The organism is Rickettsia sibirica 246, from assembly GCF_000166935.1.
GTDB classification, from domain to species: Bacteria; Pseudomonadota; Alphaproteobacteria; order Rickettsiales; family Rickettsiaceae; genus Rickettsia; species Rickettsia rickettsii.
In genome coordinates, this window is sequence record NZ_AABW01000001.1 from 1,189,045 (window position 1) to 1,208,613 (window position 19,569).

A 19,569-nucleotide genomic window follows, 5' to 3' on the forward strand; every position below is an offset into this window, starting at 1 on the left:
TAGTCAGATTTCTTTAAAGAAATGGTTTACAGCAGTTTTGCAAGTTACTACGCAAAAAAAAGTTTATCATCGTTACAGCTTTCAAGAGATATTAATGTTACCCAAACAACTGCATGGTTTATGCTTCATAGTATTAGAGAAGTGACGAAACTAGAAAGTTTTAGTATTTCTTTAAAAAGCACTGTAGAAATAGATGAGACGTATATTGGTGGTAAAGAAAAGAACAAACATCAAAATAAAAAAACTAAAAGTACACAAGGTTGCAGCACAAAGACAAAAACCGTTGTAATCGGCATGATAGAGAGAAACGGTAACGCTAAGGCTCAAGTTATAACAAAGGTTAATTCAAAGACCATAGAAAAAATTGCAATAAATAATATTCTAATAGGGTCAACTATTTTATCTGATGAATGGGGAGCTTGCAAGGTATTAGAAAAGTTATATAATCATGAATATATAAATCACGACTTAGGTAAATATATAAGAGAGTCTGTGTCCACAAACACGATAGAAAGCTTTTGGGCGTTGTTTAAGCGTGGTATAATCGGACTCTCTTATTCTATTAGAAAAAAACACATAGAGAGATATTTAAACGAGTTTGTATTTAGGTGCAACCATAAAAACTATAATGTAAGCAATATGTTTAATGCCATACTTTTAAATACAGGTAATTATTTATTTTATAAAGCCTTGGTAGGTCGGTATGAAACTCAAAGTAGTTAAAAACGGAGAATTATCTTTTAACGAGGTTTTAGCAATGATAGGTCAAGCTCCGTTAAAAATTAATTCTCCAGAGATTGCAGAAGACAAAATCCCTAAACCATTTATAAAATGGGTAGGGGAAAAAGAAGCCTTATCAAAGAGTGGTGCTGACGCTTACCTGCTAGTACAATAATCATTATGAGCCTTTAGGAGGAGCACTTTTTTTTGCACTCGTTCCAGACAAAGCTATTATATCAGATATAAACTTAGATTTCATACAAGGCAGTTAAGGATGAAGCTCGAGCATTAATTGAGCTGTTAGCTAAGCATAAAGCTAATCACTCTCAAGATTATTACTATGCTGTTAGAAAGAACGCAAATAGTGATAACCCTATTGAGATAGCAACACGTTTCATATACCTTAACAAGACTTGTTATAATGGTCTTTATAGAGTAAATAGCAAAGGAGAGTGCAACGTCCCGATGGGAGCTTATATGAATCCTAATATTCTTGATAAGGATAACATACTTGTGTGTAGTAAAGCTTTACAAAATGCTGAAATAATATATCAGGATTTCAGCAATATTTCGCCTAAGCCTAAAGATTTCGTTTATATAGACCCGCCATATCAACCTATTAATAATACTTCATTTACAAAATATACAAAGCTTGGCTTTACAGAGGTAGATCAGGTTAAGCTTTATGAAAAATGCATAGCATTAAATAAGAAAGGTGTATATTTTATTTCAAATTCAGATAGCGATTTTATATTATATCATCCAGAACGTCACCCTAATTGCCTAGTTATAGAATCTAAGTGGCAACAATCAGGAGGATCGGTTGATGCAAAATATACTTATCTTGTGCTAAACATAAAAACACAAGGAATTTATGATACTATAATAATAATTGATGGTGATGGATATAAAAAAGAAGCCTTGAAATGTTTCAAGGATCAAGTTGGCAGTAATTTAATAGAAGTGTTTAGTATGTCTGAATTTACATCTTGGGTAAATAAAAAGAAAATATAGATTATACAAGTATATAATTCCCTTAATTTATTTCAGTACTTGATGCATATATTATTTAATTTATATTAACTGTTAATATACAGGGTTATTTATGTTAAAGAAATTTATATTAGTATTGTTGTGTATAAGTAGTTATAAATCTCTAGGAGAATCTAATAAGACCGAGAACAATGTTTCAGCGATAGAAAGAAAAAAAGTTTCTAGTAATGATAAACAACTAAAACCTGTCTACTTAGAGCATTTTGATCTAACTTCGGATTTAAATCCTACAGAAAAAAGCCTGTTGAGTTTAGAACCTTTATCACCTAATAATAACAATACGAAACCTATAATTGTAGATATTCAGGAGAATTTTGAAGGGCTAGATAGAGTTAAAGGGGATGATATTCGCACTGCAAGACAGAGAGAACTTGTTCAAAATAGTTTGCTAGGAGATTTTTTAGGGGGTTTTATTTCTCGACCGCCACCAACAATTTTAGGAGAGAAAATTCAAGATAGGAGAGGATTATATATTCAACAGACTAAAGCTAAAAAATCACCGAAATAATGCAGTAGAGGCGATAAGTAACAGCTTATTTATCAAGCATGCAGCTAATGATATAATAAGTCGATTAGGGATGATTGATAAGGATTTTTCGGATATTCTAGAAATATCGGCTAAATGCGGTTATCTTACGAGCTTACTAACAAATGCTTATCGAAGTGCCGATATTACCGTAACAGATATGTCGCCTTTATTGCTTGATTCTTTTGAGCATAATCATAAATTATTGATCGATGATGAAGATTTAGCATTGCCAAAAGACTCTTTTGATTTAATTATTTATTCATTAGGGTTACACTGGATAAATGATGTACAACGCTTTTTATCTAATATAAGAATATTTTTAAAGTCTGACGGTATTTTTATCGGTAATTTTGTCGGAGGAAATAGCTTAAAGAATTTACGTAAATCCTTAATAGATGCCGAAATAGCAAGTGATTTTAAACACTCTCCTCATATTGCTCCTTTTATTCATTTTGATCATGTTCCGATTTTATTTTCGCAAGCAAGATTTGCCGAAGTAATTGTTGACTATGAAAATATAGAGCTAAAATTTGATAATCCTTTAGCTTTAATGAGAGAAATAAAAAATATAGGTGAGGCAAATTCACTAAATGCTAGTCATAATTATGCTATTTCTAAAAAGATGTTTTCTTTACTACAAAATTATACAAACGGCTTTGAAGATAATATTAATTTAATTAGTTTTATTGCTTCACCACATAAGAATAGTATAAGATTAAAGTTGTTATAAAGGTGATAGTGGTGTATTTTAGTAGTATTACATCATTGCGAGGAAATTATGTAAGTAATTGACAAAGCAATCTCAGGATATTTGACAAGATTGCCACGCAGCCTATGGCTGCTTGCAATGACGATCCAACAATTTATTAAGGTCAAACAAATATGCAAGAATTTGATTTAGTGGTAATAGGTAGCGGTCCAGCCGGTTATACAGGCAGTATTAGGGCTGCTCAACTTGGTATGAAAGTAGCGTGTATTGAGAAAAGCGATACTCTTGGCGGCACTTGTTTAAATATAGGATGCATACCATCGAAAGTTTTACTGAATTCTTCCGAAAAATATGAAGCAGCTCTAAAACATTTTGAGAATATAGGTATTATTGCGGATGTAAAACTAGACTTACAAAAAATGCTAGCTAATAAAGATAAAGTAGTTCTTGATCTCACACAAGGTATAGAAAGTCTCTTTGCCAAAAACAAAGTTACTAGGATAAAAGGTGAAGCTAAAATTAGCTCTAGTAATATCGTTGAAGTAAATAAAGAGCAAATTAAAGCCAAAAATATCCTAATTACTACAGGTTCCAGCGTCATAGAAATACCGAATATCAAAATAGACGAAGAATTTATTGTTTCATCTACCGGTGCTTTGAAACTTTCTAAAGTACCTGAGAACTTAATAGTAGTTGGCGGAGGGTATATAGGCTTAGAACTTGGTTCAGTTTGGCGTCGTTTGGGAGCTAAAGTAACGGTTATTGAGTATGCACCGAGCATTGTACCTATGCTTGATAAAGAAATTGCTACACAATTTATGAAACTACAGCAAAAACAAGGTATAGAGTTTAAACTGAATACTAAAGTGCTATCTGCTGAAGTAAAGTCAGGAAAAGTAAATCTGACAATAGAGGAGGACGGTAAGAGTTCAGTAGTAACAAGCAATGTTGTGTTGATGGCGGTAGGCAGAAAAGCCTATACGCAAAATCTAGGGCTTGAGTCTGTCGGTATTATTACGGATAAGCAAGGTAGCATTGAGATTAATGACCGGTTCCAAACAGCAATTTCAAATATTTATGCAGTCGGTGATGTGGTAAAAGGAGCTATGCTTGCTCATAAAGCCGAGGAAGAGGCTGTAGCTGCCGTAGAAATTATGGCAGGGCAGGCAGGACATGTTAACTATAACTTAATTCCAAGCGTAATATATACTTATCCTGAAGTAGCAAGCGTCGGTGAAACGGAAGAACAGCTAAAAGAAAAAGGCATTAATTATAAAGTCGGTAAGTTTCCGTTTTTAGCAAATAGTAGAGCAAGAGCAATCGGTAGTACGGAAGGTATGGTTAAGATCCTTGCCGATAGTAAAACCGATAGGGTTTTAGGAGCTCATATTATAGGAGCTGATGCAGGTACATTAATTGCCGCGCTTACGGCTTATATGGAATTCGGAGCAGCTTCAGAAGATATAGCAAGAACCTGCCACGCTCACCCAACTTTAAGCGAGGCTATAAAAGAGGCAGCACTTAGTGTAGATAAGAGGACTATTAATATGTGATATATTTCTACGTCATTGCAAGGAAAAACTGTAAGTTTTGACGAAGCAATCTCAAGCGTCCTGCTTTATGAGATTGCCATGCTCCTTGCAGTCGCGGCGTTGTTGCATGGCTTGAAAAACCAGTTCGGTGTTATACCGTGGCTTGACCACGGTATCCAGTAAAACCACTCAAAATACTAATAATATTAGTATTTTTAACTAGATCCCACGAACAAGTCGTGAGATGACAGAGATGAAGCGAGCCATACCACAAGGCCTTCAGTCGCTCGCAATGACGAATTTAAGGGTATTTATGACCAAACAAGAGCTGCGTCTTTATTTCAAAGAATTTTTAATACAAAACCAAGATAAGATTAATTCCGATTTAGTCAAAAACTCTCTAATCAATAAAATTAGCCGGTTATTACAGGAGTTAAAAGTAAAGACAGTAGGACTTTACTTTCCTCTAAAATACGAAATTAACTTACTTGAAATAACAAACTTACATCCTGAAATAAGATTCTTCCTACCGAAAATCATAAAAAATGAGATAAAATATTGTTCTTATCATTATAACGATCAATTGGTTTTAGGGGCTTTTAAAACCTATGAACCTATAAATAATGATTTTTTTATTCCTGAGTTAGTTATTATCCCAGGACTTGCGTTTAGTAAGGAGGGTTATAGACTTGGATACGGCCAAGGACATTTTGACCGATATCTTAATAATAACCGAAATATATTAACCGCCGGAGTTTGTTTAAAAGAACAATTAATAGATAATTTTTTGATTGAATCTCATGATCGTAAGCTTAAATTTATGATTTCGGTATAATAACCTTAACTTTTTATTGTATAAAATATTAATTTATATATTATTATAAAAATCAACTTAGGGTAAAATGGTTGATATAATAAAAAAATTGTCGTATTGATCGGTGTACCTTTTGCTTTTTTTGCACAAGCAGTTGGAGATTGGCTAGAAACAGGACAAATATCCGGCGATACTCAGACTGGAGATATTTGCTTTCAATTAGCATTAGTAGGAGTAGGGACACTTATCATAGCCCAGGCATTTAGTAACTTGCCTGATTATGTATACAACGAATATGTCAAAGTAGTACAAGATAGTGAGATACAAGTTACATTAGTTGGCTAATTTTTTTCTATTCATAATAGGCTACAAGTTATTTGATTTATAGCTTTTTTCTTATAAGTTATTACACAAACTTATTATTTCATCTTTATATTTTTGTTTATGTAAATATTTGCTTTTTAAATTTAGATTTTTAAAATCCTTGTGATTCAATGGCGGGTATTTACTAAGCTTTATTAAATCTTCATCTAAAATAAAATGCTTACGAGGAATATTTATAGTTTGTGCATTCTCTTCACGATAAGCTGCAAGCATTTGAATTTTGTGATTAAAACTCTTATCATCACTTCCATATTTTATTTTTTTCCAAGCATCTTTCGGCTCAACCTTATAATTTCTAACATCTAATAAAGCACTAAGAGTAGTTTGATATTTATTAGTTAAATTATTTCTAACAATTATATTATTTATTTCTTTATATATCTTATACAAATACTCCACGTCTAACATTGCATAATTTAACATATCACTAGTAATAGGGCGTTTTAGCCAGTTAGATTTTTGGTGGGTTTTATCGATAGTAATACCGATTAGCTTATAGCAAAGGTCATCATAGCTTAGCTGTTTACCGAATCCGCAAATATTTGCTGCAATTTGTATATCAAAAACATTAGCAGGTAGTGTTTTAAATAAATTATAGAAAATCTCTAAATCTTCACGAGGAGCATGAAATATTTTAGTAATATTATTATCTGCAAGCAGCTTATTAAAAATATTCAGATCTAAATTGCTTAATGCATCAATTATTCCGCAATATTCTTCTGCTTTAACTTGAATTATACTAAGCTGAGCATAATAAGTATAGCGACGCTCAAATTCCGTATCTATGCTTAAGCATGCCTTATTTGCTAACCGGTTACAAAATTCTTCTAATGTTTTTTGATTATCGATAATTTGCATAGAAGCTATTTATAAAGCTCCGATAATTTTTAAGAAAAGATTAGTATGAGATAACGACAGAACCACTTCAAGACCGATTAAAATAATAATAATCCACTCAAGTTTGGTGGAATGTTTATAATTAAGATCGTTTGAAAGAATGTTTAAAAGCTCGTGAATCATATTAAGACGATGATTCATTATATTTTGCCGTATTTCTATGTCTTGAAACTCTGCTGTCATGAGATATAGAGGCTCATAACTCGGACGACGCCAAAAAAATTCTGGAGTATCGAATATATCGCTATGCAAACTGATTGAATAACGCTCGTTAAATAATATACCTATTTGCTGTAATATCTCCTTTTTAGAAAGCGATACGCTACCGGTTCTAGCTAGTTCCTGTTGTATAGGGGTTGTCTGAACAATCAAGTTACTAACAGATTGCTCAAGAACGCTAAGTTTAACCGATTGTGCAAGAGCATGGGAAATAGAAAGTTTAACAAAAACTGATTTATCTGCTAAGATTATTTTATTTTTTTCTTCATCAATAAATGTTTTCTTGACTTCCGTATTATATTCAAAATAAATATAATCGGATACCGGCTCTTTAAGCTTATTTACTGCTACTAAATCAGTATCGCTTAAAACTATTTTTTCTTGAATTTCATCGCCGCCCCAAATAGTTACACAACCAAACGGAAAGAAAAATATTTCTATAAAATCAGAATCTTTATTTATCTCTTTCCGAATATATAAAACATCATCAAAATGTTGAGGTTCAAGACCAATCTTTTTTAAATTAGTAACTAGATCACTCATCTTATATTCGGAAGAAGTACAGTAAGATGAACATCTCATGATTATTACGTTTAATTTATATAAATTTAGAGTATAGTAGTTAGGAACCTATAAAGTCAATAATATTATAATTATGTATGAAATATTAAGTAATAGAGACGTTATCAAAATAATAGGTTTCGATTCCGTAAAGTTCCTACAAAATCTCATTACTAACGATATTTGTAAGAGTATAGTCAATTCAGTTGAATTCGGATACAAGGAGCGAGGAGCGAAGCCTATAATAATAGGCGAGACGACGAGTAACGCAGTAGGCGAGTCCAAATCAATTGACTATAATTATTGCTATACTTATTTGCTTAATAATCAAGGAAGATATTTATTTGATTTTTTCGTGTATGTTCATAACCCTGAGGAAATTTACCTTGATATTGATAAAAGTAATAAAGCTGCTTTGATAGAGTATTTAAACTTCTATAAATTTCGCTCAAAAATACAAGTAATAGATTGTAGTAACGAATATAAAGTTATCTACTCACTTCAAAAATTAGATATAGACTCGCTAATTACGGTTCGTGATCCTCGTTATGCTAAGCTTGGTTTCCGTTCAATAAATAAGCTCGATGTCATACCGCTGTGCGGTATCCAGACAATAATTAAAAAAGACTGGACCCCGTGGTCAAGCCACAGGGTGACAGAGGGGGAATCGCCCCCCTCAACAACATCTCCCTGCGAAAACGGGAATCCAATATATCTAGAAGATAAATATAATTTTGCAATAATAGATGGTGTGGAAGATTTAATCACAGATAAATCTATTCCAAATATGTATGGTGCTGAGGAGTTAAATGCAATTAGTTTTGATAAAGGTTGTTATGTCGGGCAGGAAGTGATTTCAAGGGCTAAATATCAAGGAGTTATAAGAAGAAAGATATATAAAATTACAGCAGATGAAGATTTATCTTCATTAGTTAAAGATGAAGAAATACTCGCAGATAACAATAAAATCGGCGTAATATGCTCAAGTTATCACAATAAAGCAATTGCCTTAATCAGAGAAGAAAAATATCTTGCCGATAAAGAAGCTGATGTTACCGTTAAAGGGATTAAAATCAACTTATCTCTCGCACCTTGGTATTAAATAATAGTTAATTTTTTAATAATTACTTGACATTTATCAAGTTTTCATGTATTATTATAATTATAAATAGACACAAAAGACACAAACCATATTTCATGGTATTTTTTATAAAAAATTAATATAAATTGGAGACTTTTATGTATACACCTTTTCAATTATTAACTTCAGGAAACATACAATTAATACCGGCTATATTAAACAGAACTAATGTTAACAACAAACTTAATATTTTTGAAGCTCTTTGTAGTTTAATACCTCAACAATAAGATCAGAATGTTAAAAATGTTTTAGAAAATATTGCTGTACAGATATTAAACAAAATGATCCTTATCCCTGACAATAATTGGGATAAGAAAGATACAAACGGTAATGCTATACTTGAATGGGGTATTTGGAGTAATAGCTCCAATGTTATTGATGTATTTCATCATAACCCTGCACTTATGGCAAAATTTGTTTCAACTGAGAAAGCACAAATTCATAATTTTTTCTGTGTTGCTATGGAGTCGCATATTTCTGATGATTTCCGTAAGACACAAATTGAAAAATTTACACAATTAGGTTTAGATATTAATGATCTTGGTCAAGATAATCATATTGTTTTATATTCTACAATAAATATCAGCTTATTACTAATAATCCGAGTAATCAAAATATAAGTTTATTTCAAACTCAAATGGATAAATATTATAAAATAATTGAGAATCTAGTTAAATTTGGTGTTAATCCTTCGCTTGAAGCAAATAATATATTAAATTTATTAGCTACCGGTACTTTTACAAATACAAAATACAATATCTAAAATGTCTGATAACGGTCATAAATATTTAGCTCAAGCAGGTTTTAAAACTTTAATAATGAATGTAAAGGAATTAGTAGAAAAAACATTAGGAAATTGTAACCTTGAAAATTCTACCGACGGTAATAATATGATTGCTACGCTTGGTAATATAATATGGTCTATTAAACAAGATATTGCAAAAGCACCCGGTCAAGAAAAAACATTGTTAATCAACAATTTTAAAGAACTGAAATCTTTAGCTGAGCCTATAATAGAAAAAATAGTAAAACAGCAAGGATTTAATCCTAACATTATGAATCAATTGAATTCTAATGCAATAGCATGGTTCGGTGAATTTGGAGCCGAATTCTTAGAAACATGCATAAAAATACGCATACAAAACCTGATGTAAATTTCTATGATAAGAGTGGTAAAACACCACTTGATTGGTATAGCGATTATAACGCTACTAAAATCGTAGAAACTTTAATAAAAAATGGCGGTAATGTATCTTCAGTGTACTTAAGATGCAGCTACTCCTAGCCATAGATTTTTTTTAAACAATTCAAAAGTATAATGCTAGCAACTCAAAACTGTCAACTCTAAAAGCATTATTAAATAAAGAAAACAAGCCACCGTTTGATCCAAGTATCAAGATGGTAGGTAATAAACACTGCAGCAGATGTATGAGAAGAGAAAAAAACAGCTATAGTTGATGACAATGATTGTCATAATGTACTTGATGAGTACACAACTTGGTATAATAACGATTATACTGTAGCATCATTAGGTTAGGGCAGTAGAAAGTTTAATCTTTATGAATAAAAATGAGTCTTGTATGTCATTCCTAGCTAAAAGCGGCCTTATTGCATGGCTCGTTTATGTTCATGCCCGCAGAAGCAGGAATTTCAGCATAAAGCGAGCTTTAAAAAAATCTTTTAAAAAGTTTTGAAGTACTGGATTCCCGCCTACGCGGGAATGACATCGAGTCTTATGACACCCATGTGTATTCGTAGGAATGACATACTTTTTTAACTCCACAAAAATATTGTTTGTTTCTTTTTTTATCTTTATTATTATTTGCATAGAAAATCCCTATAACTTAACTCTATGCCAAATATAGATCTCCTTATTTTTACTAGCTTTTTAGCGATTAATTTGCTAGTTGGACTTCTAAATATCACAAATATAAAAAATATTTGCGAATATGCGATAGGAACAAGGAATTTTTCTACAGGTACAATAGTCGCAACTCTTATTGCTACTTGGATCGGTACTAGTACTTTTTTAATCGATAATTCAAGAATATATACGGACGGATTATTGTACTTATTACCTAGTATATTCGGTAGCGTTGTTAGTTGGTTATTAATTGGTGACTTTATAGCTCCTCGTTTTGAGAATTTTTTGGGTAGCTTATCGGCAGCAGAAATAATAGGGGAGGCGTATGGTAACAAAGTTCGTATTCTTACGTCGATAGTTAGTATATTAATGTCTATAGGTAGGATTGCCATGCAATTCCACGTAGCAAGTTTAATATTACAGCTATTCTTTAACATTTCAAATTTTTACATAGATTTATGTATTGCCACTGTAATAATAAGTTATTCTGCTTTTGGCGGTGTAAAATCGGTTACTTTTACCGAAGCCGTACAGTTTTTTACTTATAGTGCAATTATTCCAGTAATAGGAATTGTCGTATGGAATGTTTTTAGCGATCCGCATATAGTTATAGACTCAAATGTACAAACTCGTTTTACTGATTTACAAGGATTGTTTCACTATACTAGTCCTAAATTTTGGATTTCTTTAAATATTTTTATATATTTTGTGATTCCGTCACTTGGTCCTTCAATTTTTCAAAGAATATTGATGGCAGAAGACACAAGGCAAATATCACGAACATTTTTTATTTCGGCAGTTATTTGTCTTTTTTTATCCGTTTTATTCATTTGGATTGCAATATTATTATTGTCTCAAGATCCGGTAGTTAACACCAATGAATTGTTTTTACGGGTCATTAAAAGTTATATAGGATTTAAGGGGTTAATAGTCGGCGTTATTATGGCAATGATAATCGCAAGTACACACTCTTATATTAACGTTGCAGTGGTAACTTTTACTAATGACATAATTAAAAAAGCTTCATTAAATTATAATTATATAACCGCAATTACTATAGGATTAATAGGTTTTATTATATCGCTCTACATTAAAGATTTAATAAATCTATTTTTATTATTGACTAGCATCTATTTACCGCTAATCACTTTGCCGTTAATTTTGTTAATATACGGTTTTAAATCAAGTGCCAAAAGTGTTGTTATCGGTATGATTACTGCAATATTAACTATTATATTGTGGCAAATATTTTCTTCAAGAGCAGTTCTAGGTATTTATCCGATACTACCCGCAACTATTGTAAATTTACTCTTTTTCCTTGGAAGCCATGATATTTTAAAGCAACCCGGAGGGTTTAGTTCTTTAAAAGAGCCGCTAACCGTTAAAATAATCAGGCAAGAGAGAGAAAAAAAAGGTTTGACTTTATTTCGTGATCTTAAGAATTTTAACATCTTTAAATATTGGGAAAGTACCCTACCAAATCAAGAAATTACTTATAGTTATGTCGGTATATTTATTTTAATATCGATGTTCTCATCTTTATATATCACATTAGGTAGCAGAATAATGAACCATTTGGAGATATATAATATTATTTACCATACCACACTTATAACTGCTGCAATATTAATTACTTATCCTTTATGGTCTTTAAAGTTTCAAAAGAATTATATTATATCTTTATCTAGGTTTGTGGCTACTTTCGTTATATTAATATTTTTCGGTAGTTTACTTGTTATATCAAGTAGTTTTGATCAACTGCAATTAATGTGATAATTAACTTACTTATAAATTTAATGAAGATCAGCGTCGCAATGCAGTAGAGATTATAGCTAAAAGCTCTATTAAATTAAATAGCTTGATAAATAATATTCTAGATTTTTCAAAATTATCCAGTCTTAATTATGCACTCAATAAAAAAGATATAAACTTAAGCGAATTGCTACATGAAAGGATTAAAATATGTAAGAAATTATATCTAAACGGCAAAATCTTAAATTTTGTATCTGATATTGAAAAGAATATAATTATTATATTCTTTTCAATTTTAACTGTGATCCTCATTATATTAAACACACATTCGATAATCTAATAATAAATGCTATCAGCTATTGTAGTGAGGGAATAATAAAAATTGATCTACACATGCAAGAAAATAATATCTTGTTTTATAGTATAAAAGACGATGGAATAGGAGTACTGAAAGAGGAATTGCAGAGTATATTCGGTGTATTTGTCGTAAGTTCTAAAACACGTACGGTAGGAGGTAGAGGAGTAGGACTTGCATTATGTAAGAAAGTAATAGAACTGCACGCCGGAAAAATTTGGGCAGAAAACGATAAACAGGGAAAGACTACTTTTATTTTTACGATGCCTTTGTAATTGAAAATGTCATTCCGTTGATCACAGGAATACAGTACTGTTTGCTGTTATACCGTGTTCCGCCACGGTATCCAAAAAACAACTTATAACACGCATTTTTTAACATTTTTACCGGATACCGTGGCAGGGCCACGGTATGACATTATTATGAAAAAAATTATTTTTAATAAACAACGAGATTTTATATCAATTATAGCACCGGCGTCAAGCTGTCTAGATGCACAAGATAAATTAAAGGAAGCTATTAAAATACTAGCGTTGCGTGGTTTTAAAACTTTAGTAGATGATAAGATTTTTTCAGGTGATGCATTGCCTTTTTTCGCTGCTTCTAAAGAGGAAAGGTTGAGAATGTTTAAAGCAGCTATGGAAAATGAACAGGTTAAAATAATTTGGGCTTTTCGTGGCGGATATGGATGCAGTGAATTTGTAGAAGATTGTTTTAATATAGAACAAAAAGGGGATAAAGTCCTGATAGGCTATAGCGATATTACCGTTTTGCATTTATTACTAAATAACCATTATAATATCCCAACTATTCACGGTTCAGTGTTAACTTCGTTACTACCGCCTACTAATCAGGATATTATGCCTATAATAAATGTTCTTAAAGGAGAAAAGAGTGAAATACAACTTATACCTATAAAGAAAATTAGTGAGGAAAATATAACAGGTACAATAACAGTCGGGAATTTAACGGTTTTAACTAAATTGATTAGTACTGGTTTGCAAATTCATTCTCATTCCTATGCTTCTTTATGTCATTCCCGCAGAAGTGGGAATCCAGAAAAAATAATACTGGATCCCCGTTTTCACGGGGATGACAATAAAATTCTATTGCTTGAAGACGTTAATGAAAAAGCCTATGCCGTACATCGTAATCTAGTTCAATTAAAAAATACCGGTATATTTGAATGCATAAAGGCAATAATCTTTGGTGATTTTACTAAAGGGGATGAGTTTGTAGAACAAGCTATAAAAAGTTTTTGTTTAAATCATATTCAAAATATTGGAACTTATAAAGCAGCAGGCATAGGGCATGGAGAAGTAAATCATCCAGTTATTATGAATCATGAAGTAATTATAAACAGTAATGTTTTAAGTTTTACTAGCCCTTTTGAAATAATAGAAAACAAATGACAAATTCTATCAGAATAGGTACAAGAAAAAGTCCACTTGCTTTAATACACACTAATTTAGTTATTCAGCAAATCAAACAATTTTTTCCTGATATCAATTGTGAAATAGTGCCGATTATTACTAGCGGGGATTTAATCCAAAATAAACCATTATACGATATAGGCGGTAAAGCTTTATTTTTAAAGGAAATAGAGCAAGCCTTGCTTGATAAAAAAATTGACTTAGCTGTTCATTCTTTAAAAGATGTACCGGGTAGAATACCTGAACCGCTAGTAATAGCTGCTGTTTTAGAGCGTGAAGACCCCAGAGATGTTTTTGTTTGTCTAAAATATAAATCTATAGAAGAGCTGCCGCAAAATGCCGTAATAGGTAGCTCAGCAGTACGAAGAAAAGCATTTATCCAAAAAATAAGACCGGATTTAAAGGTAACGGTTTTTAGAGGGAATGTTGATTCAAGAATAAAAAAGCTAATGACCGGCGAAGTTGACGCAACAATTTTAGCATATACAGGTCTTAAAAGGTTAGAGGTGTTTAATCCGGAGTATTGCCATTTGATAGAGTATTCACAGATGTTACCGTGTATAGGGCAGGGAGTCATTGCAGTTGAGATTAGAAAAGATGATAATGCTATGCTTGAGATATGCAACCAAATTAATCATCTTCCCACTTTTGAACTCATAAAACCCGAAAGAGCATTTTTAGAGTATCTAGATGCTAATTGCCGCACCCCGATTGCTGCTTATTCACAATATCTAGATGCAAATCCTAGACATCTTTCCAAACTCGCTTATAGGGAGGTATTTGAAGGAAACGCAGAAGCACTTGCCACCGCAGCGTACAAAAGCAATCGCACAGATGCGAGTACCGGATTGACGTACAAATTACCCCTAGAAGTAGAGTTTGGGAAGGTGTCTAATATACAAACCAATTTTATGCTCGGTAACCTTGACGGCAGTAAAATAACTTTCCATACCGAAACTACCAATATAAAAACTTCAACAGAAGCAGGCATAAAAGCCGCTAAAATGATGTTGGAAGCTATCTGTAAATAAATTTTAATCGATAATTTAATTCTTTTTTGCTGCAAATTATAAGATGTTTTTGAGATATGAATAACACCCTATCAAAAATCTTATCAATTTTTGCTAAAAAAGCTCTTTACTTGCTAATTACAATTTATTTACAGATAACCTCTTAAATCAACTAGATAAATAGCTATTTAGGGAATATACTCCTAAAATATCTAAATTTGCAAGATATTATCATGACAATACAAAGATTTTTAGACTTAGAATTACCAAAAGGACAGTCCTGTTTTTTGTGGGGAGCACGTAAAACTGGTAAGTCAACATATCTGAAACAACGTTTTCCGGATATATATAGATTTATTACAAGCTGATATCTATAAAGTTTACTTTCAAAATCCTGAACGTTTAAGAGAAGAGTTTAAGTCAAAAGACGGCATCTCAACTATTATTATTGATGAGGTGCAAAAAATTCCCTTACTGTTAGATAAGGTTCATTATTTAATAGAATCTAATAAATCTTTACAATTGATCCTTTGCTGCTCCAGTACTAGGCGCTTAAAATCAACAGGTAGCAATTTACTGGGCAGAAGAGCTTGGAGATATATGTTTTTGCTGCTCTATGATATTCTGAGATAAAAGAGCTTGATTGGCATAAAATTTTTAATCATGGACTAATACCTGATCATTATATTGCATCAAAAAAGATTCATAAATATCTTGCGTCCTATTTATATGACTATATTTTACCTGAAGTACAGTTTGTGAAGCAAATTTAAGAAAACGCGAAGCACTTGCAAGGTTTCTAGAGATTATAGGCATTTCAAACGATGAGATGATAAATTATAGTAATATAGCAAGAGATTGCGGTGTTGATGCAAAAACCGTTAGAACATATCTTGAAATATTAGAAGATATGTATTTAGGATATCATCTTTATCCGTATAGATCACTTAGCAAAAGGCAAATTATTACGGAAATGCCTAAATTTTACCTTTTCGATACCGCACTTAGCAAATTACCTAAGGAAATATGAATATCAGGAAATAACAGGGTTTGATGCTGGTAAATCTTTTGAGCATTATGTATTCTTAGAATTAATAGCTTATAAATATTTAAACAACAAAAGAGATGAATTATTTTATTGGCGTACTAAAGAAGGATATGAGGTTGATTTTATATTTCAAAATAATGATGCATTTGAAGTTAAAATTGCTTCTTCTATACAAAAAAATCATTTAGAAGATCTATTAGAATTTAGTAAAGATAGTGATTTTAAATTACATATATGGACATTTAGTATAGAGCTAAGTATTATTAAATAAAATTAATATTGGTTAGCATAACGTAAGCTTTTATGAAGCTCAAAAAGCTTTTCTAGATATCAAAAGGATAATCCTTCAAGATGTAGACCATAGTGTTACAGAAAAAAGATATTTTTGTTTAGGTAAAGTTGATGGTAATATTTAACAGTCCGTTTTATGTTCCGAGGTAATCATATAAGAATTTTTGGAGCAGGATACTGGCGTAAAGGTAAGAGAATTTATGAGCAAGAGATAAAATACACTGATGGGGAAATAGGGGAAGTAAAAATAGTAAAAGATTTTTTACCACATCCTAGAGAACTGTTATTCAAAGATGATTCAGTAAAAGTAACCATTTCTTTAAGTAAAGAGAGCGTAGAATTTTTTAAATCAGAAGCAGCAACTGCACATGTGCCTTATCAAAAAATGATTAGGATTTTACTAGATAAATATACTAAGCACTATAAAGCAAATAAAAGGGTATAATACTATAAACTAAGTTGGCGGATAGGGTGGGATTCGAACCCACGGTACGGTTGCCCGTACGCCAGTTTTCAAGACTAGTGCCTTAAACCACTCGGCCACCTATCCAAGAAGATTCATACCAAATAATCTTATATATTTCAAGGGAAATCTTGCAATATATGAATCTAAATTACAAATCCGAATTGTTCTTTTACTTCATTAACCGTTTCAGAAGCTCTAATTCTTGCTTTTTCTGCTCCTTTGTGCAGTATTTTTAATAAATATTCTTTATCATTCATTAATTCTAAATATTTATCACGTATTGGTTGTAGATTTGTAATAATAATTTCTGCCAAATCTTCTTTAAATTTTGCGAAACCTTGGTTTTGATACTTACCGATTATTTTGTCCAAGCTTTCTTCGGATAAACTGCTATAAATATCTAATAAATTACTAATTTCCGGTCTTGTTTCTTGATCATAGCTAACAAAACTTAAATGATCGGTTTTGGCTTTTTTTATTTTTTGATGAATAAGATCGTTATCGTCTTTTAAATTGATACGGGAAAAATCCGAAATATCAGATTTACTCATTTTCTTTAATCCATCCCGTAAGCTCATGATTCTTGTGCCTGTTTCACTAATTAACACCTCAGGAACTTTTAGAATTTCTGTGTTAAATTTTCTATTTATTACCCCTGCAATATCTCTTGTTAGCTCTAAATGCTGTTTCTGATCCTCACCTACAGGCACTATATCGGCTTTATATATTAAGATATCCGCTGCCATAAGTACCGGATAGGAAAATAACCCAAGACAAGCCTTTTCTTGATCGCTACCTGCTTTATCTTTAAATTGCGTCATGCGCTTTAACCATCCAAGCGGTGTAACGCAATTTAGTAGCCAAGCAAGTTCAGTATGCTCTTTCACCATACTTTGGGCAAAAATCGTTACTTTGTCGGGGTTAAGCCCTGCTGCTAAATAAACAGCAAGCACCTCCATAATTGAATTGTTAAGTTCTGATGGCTTAATATCAACCGTGATAGCATGCAAATCTGCTAAGAAGAAAAAACAATTATATTCTTCCTGCATTTTAACCCAGTTTTTAATTGCACCAAGATAGTTACCGAGATGTAAAGAACCGGTTGCTTGCACACCGGAAAGAACAGTTTTTTTCATTTAATACCTTTTTATTTTACTCATTGTAAAATTATGTTATAAATACCATTTTAATTAATATAATTATCTTAATAATTATGCTGTGGCGTTTAAGAATTTTATCATTTTACGGATTATTATCGTTATTTACATTTATTTTTTTTCTTATATGTTACATACCAGTAACATTTTTCAATGTCAACTATCACATAAGATATAGAATTGCCATTATCTTTTCTTATGCTTTTGTGTGGCTTGCAAAAATTTGTTGCGGTTTAAAATATGAAGTAGAGGGGCTTGAGAAATTACCGAAGACTATTGCAATCGTCGTGTCTAATCACCAATCCTTTTGGGATCAAATGTTTATGCAACTGATTATTCCTAAACATTCTTGGGTATTAAAGCGTGAATTATTTAATATACCCCTGCTTGGTTGGGGACTTCGGATGGTTAAACCTATTGCGGTTGACCGTGGTACTAATAGCTCGGTTGCTCAGATTTTAAGAGAAGGTCAGGAAAAAATAAAAGAAGGATTATGGTTAATAATATTTCCGGAATCAACTAAAGTTCCGCCTGATAGAACGGTAAAATTTAAACCAAGTGCCGTAAAGCTTGCTTCAATTACTAAAGTTCCAATTGTGATGATAGCTCATAATGCCGGTTTATTTTGGCCTAGAGGTTTTTGGTTTAAGCAACCTGGAACTATAAAGATAAAGATTATAGGTGTAATAGAAAAAGAAGAAATAGAGCAAACAGACGTACGTATACTTAATGACAAGGTTGAGCAAATTATTAACAGTGAAAAGCAAAAATTATTAAATTAATATTAGGTTTTAAAAATAATTAGTATTATCATAAAATTACAACTTAGTTTTTATGGAGGTATTTATGGTAAGGACAACAGCGTTAAAATTAATTGCGGTTATCGATAGTAAGCAAATGATGCTTTACGACGCTCAAGGAGTTAAAATTACTACTAATACACCTTTAAAATTATCTTTGGATTTAGAGGAGCATCACCACCATAGAGAAAAAAGACAAAGCCTTTACCAAAATAAATCTACACCGGCTTCGTTGTTTGAGCCGCATACTTCGCTAAAAGATATAGCACATAAAGAAGCAGCAAGGAGCGTTATTAAACATTTAGAGAAAGTAACTACTGCTGATCAAGCTAAATATAAGGAATTGATTATTGTAGCAGAACCGCAAATGCTTGGATGTGTTAGACAAGAACTTAAAAACGGTCTAAAAAAGATGATTACTAAAGAAATTGCTAAGGATTTAGTGCAACATAGCGTAGATGCAGTGGAGCGAGCAGTATTTTCTTAGATAATCTTTCTATGTCATTCCCGCGAAACCGGGAATCCAGTAAAACCTATACAAAACTTGTTTTTTTAGGTTTATTTTGTCAATAATCTGTAATTTTTATACTAGTATTAAGGTGATCCTTTCTAGACGCCCACTTTCGCGGGAATGACATAGAAGTCGTACAACAAGGTTTTTAGTCGTTTGTAATGATGATACAAATTAGGTGCCTAACTTATTAAATATTTCTTTTGTATTATTTGCGATAGTTAAACCAATTTGCTTATCTGTATTCTCAAAAGTTTTTATAGTCTTTTCATTAGGAATCTTAATATGTGGTTTGAAAGGCAAACCGCCGCTATTTATACATT

The 19,569-nt window shown here is 31.7% G+C and carries 25 protein-coding genes, 1 tRNA gene and 1 pseudogene; 22 read left to right on the plus strand and 5 right to left on the minus strand.

All coding sequences use genetic code 11. From position 1 onward, the window contains the following. Nucleotides 1–21 precede the first annotated feature (21 nt). From RSIB_RS00300 to RSIB_RS00265, 8 genes are all read left to right on the plus strand, one after another. Nucleotides 22–723, plus strand: a complete 702-nt coding sequence (locus RSIB_RS00300) for an IS1595 family transposase (RefSeq protein WP_004998238.1) — start codon at nucleotides 22–24, stop codon at nucleotides 721–723. Further along, nucleotides 704–895: a hypothetical protein gene (locus RSIB_RS07135; RefSeq protein ID WP_004998240.1), complete on the plus strand. Its 192-nt coding sequence runs from the start codon at nucleotides 704–706 to the stop codon at nucleotides 893–895. Before RSIB_RS00300 ends, RSIB_RS07135 begins: the two co-directional genes overlap by 20 nt. Nucleotides 896–1,017: 122 nt before the next feature. After that, the gene (locus RSIB_RS00290; protein ID WP_244261524.1) at nucleotides 1,018–1,734 is read left to right on the plus strand and encodes a Dam family site-specific DNA-(adenine-N6)-methyltransferase; all 717 of its coding nucleotides are present in this window, start codon (nucleotides 1,018–1,020) and stop codon (nucleotides 1,732–1,734) included. Between the two features lie 91 nt (nucleotides 1,735–1,825). Then, complete coding sequence (locus tag RSIB_RS00285; RefSeq protein WP_004998246.1) at nucleotides 1,826–2,281, plus strand: hypothetical protein; 456 nt, start codon at nucleotides 1,826–1,828, stop codon at nucleotides 2,279–2,281. Nucleotides 2,282–2,312: 31 nt separating this feature from the next. Then, on the plus strand, nucleotides 2,313–3,032 hold the full coding sequence (locus tag RSIB_RS00280) for a methyltransferase domain-containing protein (protein WP_272942529.1): 720 nt from the start codon (nucleotides 2,313–2,315) through the stop codon (nucleotides 3,030–3,032). A gap of 152 nt (nucleotides 3,033–3,184) precedes the next feature. After that, on the plus strand, nucleotides 3,185–4,564 hold the full coding sequence (lpdA, locus tag RSIB_RS00275) for a dihydrolipoyl dehydrogenase (protein WP_004998250.1): 1,380 nt from the start codon (nucleotides 3,185–3,187) through the stop codon (nucleotides 4,562–4,564). Nucleotides 4,565–4,856: 292 nt separating this feature from the next. Beyond that, nucleotides 4,857–5,378: a 5-formyltetrahydrofolate cyclo-ligase gene (locus tag RSIB_RS00270; RefSeq protein ID WP_004998253.1), complete on the plus strand. Its 522-nt coding sequence runs from the start codon at nucleotides 4,857–4,859 to the stop codon at nucleotides 5,376–5,378. 96 nt (nucleotides 5,379–5,474) lie between these two features. Further along, nucleotides 5,475–5,702 (plus strand): hypothetical protein, encoded by a 228-nt coding sequence (locus tag RSIB_RS00265; protein WP_004998256.1) that lies wholly within the window; start codon nucleotides 5,475–5,477, stop codon nucleotides 5,700–5,702. Nucleotides 5,703–5,753: 51 nt separating this feature from the next. Here RSIB_RS00265 and RSIB_RS00260 read toward each other — a convergent pair whose 3' ends face one another. Together RSIB_RS00260 and RSIB_RS00255 are read right to left on the minus strand one after the other, a co-directional pair. After that, the gene (locus tag RSIB_RS00260) at nucleotides 5,754–6,599 is read right to left on the minus strand and encodes a ribonuclease D (RefSeq protein WP_004998258.1); all 846 of its coding nucleotides are present in this window, start codon (nucleotides 6,597–6,599) and stop codon (nucleotides 5,754–5,756) included. 9 nt (nucleotides 6,600–6,608) lie between these two features. Further along, the gene (locus RSIB_RS00255) at nucleotides 6,609–7,400 is read right to left on the minus strand and encodes an RMD1 family protein (protein ID WP_004998262.1); all 792 of its coding nucleotides are present in this window, start codon (nucleotides 7,398–7,400) and stop codon (nucleotides 6,609–6,611) included. A 112-nt stretch (nucleotides 7,401–7,512) separates the two neighbouring features. Between RSIB_RS00255 and ygfZ the strand changes: the two genes are divergently transcribed. From ygfZ to RSIB_RS00210, 12 genes and pseudogenes are all read left to right on the plus strand, one after another. Beyond that, a complete protein-coding gene (gene ygfZ, locus RSIB_RS00250; protein WP_004998264.1) occupies nucleotides 7,513–8,520 on the plus strand; it encodes a CAF17-like 4Fe-4S cluster assembly/insertion protein YgfZ in 1,008 nt (335 codons plus the stop codon). 137 nt (nucleotides 8,521–8,657) lie between these two features. Then, nucleotides 8,658–8,786 (plus strand): hypothetical protein, encoded by a 129-nt coding sequence (locus RSIB_RS10290; RefSeq protein WP_014273554.1) that lies wholly within the window; start codon nucleotides 8,658–8,660, stop codon nucleotides 8,784–8,786. A 54-nt stretch (nucleotides 8,787–8,840) separates the two neighbouring features. Further along, entirely contained in the window at nucleotides 8,841–9,179 is a 339-nt protein-coding gene (locus RSIB_RS00245) for a hypothetical protein (protein ID WP_004998267.1), read from the plus strand. Between the two features lie 17 nt (nucleotides 9,180–9,196). Beyond that, nucleotides 9,197–9,322, plus strand: a complete 126-nt coding sequence (locus RSIB_RS10295) for a hypothetical protein (protein ID WP_004998269.1) — start codon at nucleotides 9,197–9,199, stop codon at nucleotides 9,320–9,322. A gap of 1 nt (nucleotide 9,323) precedes the next feature. Further along, entirely contained in the window at nucleotides 9,324–9,713 is a 390-nt protein-coding gene (locus RSIB_RS00240; RefSeq protein WP_004998274.1) for a hypothetical protein, read from the plus strand. A 698-nt stretch (nucleotides 9,714–10,411) separates the two neighbouring features. Beyond that, a pseudogene (locus tag RSIB_RS00235) lies at nucleotides 10,412–12,805 on the plus strand (sodium:solute symporter family transporter). Nucleotides 12,806–12,952: 147 nt separating this feature from the next. Continuing rightward, on the plus strand, nucleotides 12,953–13,942 hold the full coding sequence (locus RSIB_RS00225) for an LD-carboxypeptidase (RefSeq protein ID WP_004998282.1): 990 nt from the start codon (nucleotides 12,953–12,955) through the stop codon (nucleotides 13,940–13,942). Next, nucleotides 13,939–14,994, plus strand: a complete 1,056-nt coding sequence (gene hemC, locus RSIB_RS00220; RefSeq protein ID WP_004998284.1) for a hydroxymethylbilane synthase — start codon at nucleotides 13,939–13,941, stop codon at nucleotides 14,992–14,994. Before RSIB_RS00225 ends, hemC begins: the two co-directional genes overlap by 4 nt. Nucleotides 14,995–15,342: 348 nt before the next feature. Further along, nucleotides 15,343–15,606, plus strand: a complete 264-nt coding sequence (locus RSIB_RS08425; RefSeq protein WP_081420717.1) for an AAA family ATPase — start codon at nucleotides 15,343–15,345, stop codon at nucleotides 15,604–15,606. Nucleotides 15,607–15,787: 181 nt separating this feature from the next. Further along, nucleotides 15,788–16,003, plus strand: coding sequence for a DUF4143 domain-containing protein (locus RSIB_RS00215; protein WP_377184049.1), 216 nt, complete (start codon nucleotides 15,788–15,790; stop codon nucleotides 16,001–16,003). Between the two features lie 10 nt (nucleotides 16,004–16,013). Continuing rightward, the gene (locus tag RSIB_RS08430; RefSeq protein ID WP_081440527.1) at nucleotides 16,014–16,292 is read left to right on the plus strand and encodes a DUF4143 domain-containing protein; all 279 of its coding nucleotides are present in this window, start codon (nucleotides 16,014–16,016) and stop codon (nucleotides 16,290–16,292) included. Between the two features lie 156 nt (nucleotides 16,293–16,448). Next, complete coding sequence (locus tag RSIB_RS00210) at nucleotides 16,449–16,757, plus strand: hypothetical protein (RefSeq protein ID WP_004998287.1); 309 nt, start codon at nucleotides 16,449–16,451, stop codon at nucleotides 16,755–16,757. Nucleotides 16,758–16,772: 15 nt separating this feature from the next. Here RSIB_RS00210 and RSIB_RS06680 read toward each other — a convergent pair. Both RSIB_RS06680 and trpS read right to left on the minus strand, forming a co-directional pair. Beyond that, nucleotides 16,773–16,862: transfer RNA gene (locus RSIB_RS06680), tRNA-Ser, on the minus strand. 59 nt (nucleotides 16,863–16,921) lie between these two features. Beyond that, on the minus strand, nucleotides 16,922–17,914 hold the full coding sequence (gene trpS, locus RSIB_RS00205; protein ID WP_004998289.1) for a tryptophan--tRNA ligase: 993 nt from the start codon (nucleotides 17,912–17,914) through the stop codon (nucleotides 16,922–16,924). Nucleotides 17,915–17,991: 77 nt separating this feature from the next. Here trpS and RSIB_RS06685 point away from each other — a divergent pair, with 77 nt between their 5' ends. After that, nucleotides 17,992–18,717, plus strand: coding sequence for a lysophospholipid acyltransferase family protein (locus RSIB_RS06685; RefSeq protein ID WP_010977331.1), 726 nt, complete (start codon nucleotides 17,992–17,994; stop codon nucleotides 18,715–18,717). A 64-nt stretch (nucleotides 18,718–18,781) separates the two neighbouring features. Continuing rightward, on the plus strand, nucleotides 18,782–19,222 hold the full coding sequence (locus RSIB_RS00200) for a host attachment protein (protein ID WP_004998294.1): 441 nt from the start codon (nucleotides 18,782–18,784) through the stop codon (nucleotides 19,220–19,222). 198 nt (nucleotides 19,223–19,420) lie between these two features. Here RSIB_RS00200 and RSIB_RS09485 read toward each other — a convergent pair whose 3' ends face one another. Further along, the gene (locus tag RSIB_RS09485; RefSeq protein ID WP_012262417.1) at nucleotides 19,421–19,549 is read right to left on the minus strand and encodes a hypothetical protein; all 129 of its coding nucleotides are present in this window, start codon (nucleotides 19,547–19,549) and stop codon (nucleotides 19,421–19,423) included. Between the last annotated feature and the right edge of the window lie 20 nt (nucleotides 19,550–19,569).

What these genes read in the sequence shown, in the direction of transcription:
- RSIB_RS00300 (WP_004998238.1), top strand. Translation starts at nt 22, where the DNA reads ATGGTTTACAGCAGTTTTGCAAGTTACTACGCAAAAAAAAGTTTATCA.
- RSIB_RS07135 (WP_004998240.1), top strand. Translation starts at nt 704, where the DNA reads ATGAAACTCAAAGTAGTTAAAAACGGAGAATTATCTTTTAACGAGGTT.
- RSIB_RS00285 (WP_004998246.1), top strand. Translation starts at nt 1,826, where the DNA reads ATGTTAAAGAAATTTATATTAGTATTGTTGTGTATAAGTAGTTATAAA.
- lpdA (WP_004998250.1), top strand. Translation starts at nt 3,185, where the DNA reads ATGCAAGAATTTGATTTAGTGGTAATAGGTAGCGGTCCAGCCGGTTAT.
- RSIB_RS00270 (WP_004998253.1), top strand. Translation starts at nt 4,857, where the DNA reads ATGACCAAACAAGAGCTGCGTCTTTATTTCAAAGAATTTTTAATACAA.
- RSIB_RS00260 (WP_004998258.1), bottom strand. Translation starts at nt 6,599, where the DNA reads ATGCAAATTATCGATAATCAAAAAACATTAGAAGAATTTTGTAACCGG.
- RSIB_RS00255 (WP_004998262.1), bottom strand. Translation starts at nt 7,400, where the DNA reads ATGAGTGATCTAGTTACTAATTTAAAAAAGATTGGTCTTGAACCTCAA.
- ygfZ (WP_004998264.1), top strand. Translation starts at nt 7,513, where the DNA reads ATGTATGAAATATTAAGTAATAGAGACGTTATCAAAATAATAGGTTTC.
- RSIB_RS10290 (WP_014273554.1), top strand. Translation starts at nt 8,658, where the DNA reads ATGTATACACCTTTTCAATTATTAACTTCAGGAAACATACAATTAATA.
- RSIB_RS00245 (WP_004998267.1), top strand. Translation starts at nt 8,841, where the DNA reads ATGATCCTTATCCCTGACAATAATTGGGATAAGAAAGATACAAACGGT.
- RSIB_RS10295 (WP_004998269.1), top strand. Translation starts at nt 9,197, where the DNA reads ATGGATAAATATTATAAAATAATTGAGAATCTAGTTAAATTTGGTGTT.
- RSIB_RS00240 (WP_004998274.1), top strand. Translation starts at nt 9,324, where the DNA reads ATGTCTGATAACGGTCATAAATATTTAGCTCAAGCAGGTTTTAAAACT.
- RSIB_RS00225 (WP_004998282.1), top strand. Translation starts at nt 12,953, where the DNA reads ATGAAAAAAATTATTTTTAATAAACAACGAGATTTTATATCAATTATA.
- hemC (WP_004998284.1), top strand. Translation starts at nt 13,939, where the DNA reads ATGACAAATTCTATCAGAATAGGTACAAGAAAAAGTCCACTTGCTTTA.
- RSIB_RS00210 (WP_004998287.1), top strand. Translation starts at nt 16,449, where the DNA reads ATGTTCCGAGGTAATCATATAAGAATTTTTGGAGCAGGATACTGGCGT.
- trpS (WP_004998289.1), bottom strand. Translation starts at nt 17,914, where the DNA reads ATGAAAAAAACTGTTCTTTCCGGTGTGCAAGCAACCGGTTCTTTACAT.
- RSIB_RS06685 (WP_010977331.1), top strand. Translation starts at nt 17,992, where the DNA reads ATGCTGTGGCGTTTAAGAATTTTATCATTTTACGGATTATTATCGTTA.
- RSIB_RS00200 (WP_004998294.1), top strand. Translation starts at nt 18,782, where the DNA reads ATGGTAAGGACAACAGCGTTAAAATTAATTGCGGTTATCGATAGTAAG.